Below are 2,076 nucleotides of genomic sequence, written 5' to 3' on the forward strand. Positions count from 1 at the left end.
TCCCCGGCCGCTTCCCGCCCGGGCCCGCCGGGGGCGGTACGCGCCGCGGCCCCCGCCGGGCCCCGAGACGCGAAGGGGCGCCGGGCACGTACGATGTGGGCATGTCGTTCCTCCGCCGCCGCAGCGCCGCCACGCCCACCGGGCCGGACTTCGACGTCCTCGCCATGGACCCGGGGGACTGGCCCGGGGACCTCGGAGCCGGGCTGCTGCCCGCGCCCGACGGCAGCTGCCAGGGCGTCTTCCTGCGCTACGACCTCTTCGGCGGGCGCGGACCCGCGATGATCATCGGCAATCTGCCCGAGGGGTCCCCGGCACGCGACCTCTCCGACGGGCAGGTGCCGTTCGAGGTGCAGCAGCTGCTCGCCGCGCTCGACAACGACGAGCCGGTGCACGTGGTGGAGACCGAGGACACCCCGGTCATGCACGAGGACAACCTGCTGATCGTGAAGCGCGTCAAGTGCTCCGAGAGCCGCATCTCCTGCGCCCAGTTCGACCGCAGCGACGGCGTGCTCGTCACCATCGCCAGCTGGGACCGGCCGATCACCGACGAGCTGTACCAACTGCTCAAGCCGCTCCCCGCCGAACTGTTCCAGCAGGGCTGAGCGCGGGGCCGATCCAGCGGGGGCGATCCAGCAGGGCCGAGCGCGGGGCCCGGCCGTCGCCGGACCCCACGGCCCCGCACGTCATCCGTCCGCGTGAATCACCGGCCGGAGCGCCGCAGCGTCACATCGGCGGCCCGTACGTAGCCGACCCGGTGCCCCACCTGGATCTCGTAGTACACGTCCTTGCCGCGCACCACCTTGTGCCCGGCCGGGTCGAACGTCGCCGCCCACAGATACTCGGCCGCCGCCCTGCCGCCCACCGCGTACGCCTGCCCGGCGAGCAGCCGGTACGGCAGCGGCGAGACGCTCTGCACCGGCACCCCGGCCGGGTACGCGGCCTTCTCCGGGTACGCGCGTCCGTACACCGCAATCCCGCCGGGGCGCCGCTTCGGGACGGCGACGAGGCCCTTGGCGTCCACGGCGGTCGGCCGGGCGTGCGGGTTGCGGAACCACGCCTTCTGCCCGAGGTACCAGATCGCCGTCCAGTCGCCGTGGCGCCCGGCCAGGGCGAACCGCTGCCCGGTGGAGGCGCGGGCCCCGGTGTCGTTGACGCCGGTCGTGGAGTCGCCGCCGTCGGGGCGCAGCCCGATGTCCTTGACCAGCGGCGCGTGCTCGCGCGGCGCGGTGTGCAGCCGGACCGCGCCCGAGCCGTGCGGTGCGCAGGTCTGCCCGGCCTTCTCGCAGTCCGTGTACACGGGCTGGTGGCGGGCGTATTCCGGCGCCACCGTCACCAGTCCGCCGCGCGGGCCCGCGGTGCGGTGGAAGGGCCTGCCGAGCAGCTCGAAGTAGTGCGCCCAGTCCCAGTACGGGCCGGGGTCGGTGTGCATGTCCTTGACCGAGGCGGCCGTTGTGCCCGGCACGTTGTCGTGGCCCAGGATGTGCTGCCGGTCCAGCGGGATGCGGAGCTTGTGGGAGAGGTACTTCACCAGCCGGGCCGAGGTGCGGTACATCGCCTCCGTGTACCAGGCGTCGGGCGCGGTGAGGAACCCCTCGTGCTCGATGCCGACGGACTTGGAGTTCACGTACCAGTTGCCGGCGTGCCAGGCGACGTCCTTGGTGGGCACGTGCTGCGCGATATGGCCGTCCGAGGAGCGGACGGTGTAGTTCCAGGAGACGTACGTCGGGTCCTTGATCAGCTTGAGGGTGGTGTCCCAGGTGCCCTCGGTGTCATGGATGACGATGTAGTCGACGCGCTGCGACTTCGGGCGGTCGGCCAGGTCGTGGTTGCCGAAGTCGTCGCCGTTGCCGAACCGCTCGTACGGGGCCGGGACCGACTCGCACGCCACGGACCGCGGGCACTCGACGCCGCGGCCGGCATGCGGGGCGGCGGGCAGGCCGAGCCGCCGCAGCTGCGCGGTGTCGGCCCGTAGCGAGGGAGCGGCCGGGAGCGCCACGCGCTGGCCCTGGTCGGTGGTGCGGGACTGGCCGCCGCGCAGGACGTCGTAGACGTCGCCCGCGAACACGGCGGCGGTAG

2 protein-coding genes are annotated in these 2,076 nt (G+C 73.6%); one reads left to right on the forward strand and one right to left on the reverse strand.

The annotated features are described in order from the left end of the window. The first annotated feature begins 101 nt into the window (after positions 1-101). Positions 102-602, forward strand: coding sequence for a hypothetical protein (locus ACFU99_RS41720; RefSeq protein ID WP_384403470.1), 501 nt, complete (start codon positions 102-104; stop codon positions 600-602). 98 nt (positions 603-700) lie between these two features. On the opposite strand, the gene ACFU99_RS41725 is transcribed toward ACFU99_RS41720, so the two are convergent. Then, positions 701-2,076: N-acetylmuramoyl-L-alanine amidase (locus ACFU99_RS41725; protein ID WP_384403467.1), on the reverse strand; the 1,376-nt coding region annotated here is incomplete at its 5' end.

It is taken from the genome of Streptomyces sp. NPDC057654 (genome assembly GCF_042800135.1).
In the GTDB taxonomy this organism is placed as follows: Bacteria; Actinomycetota; Actinomycetes; order Streptomycetales; family Streptomycetaceae; genus Streptomyces.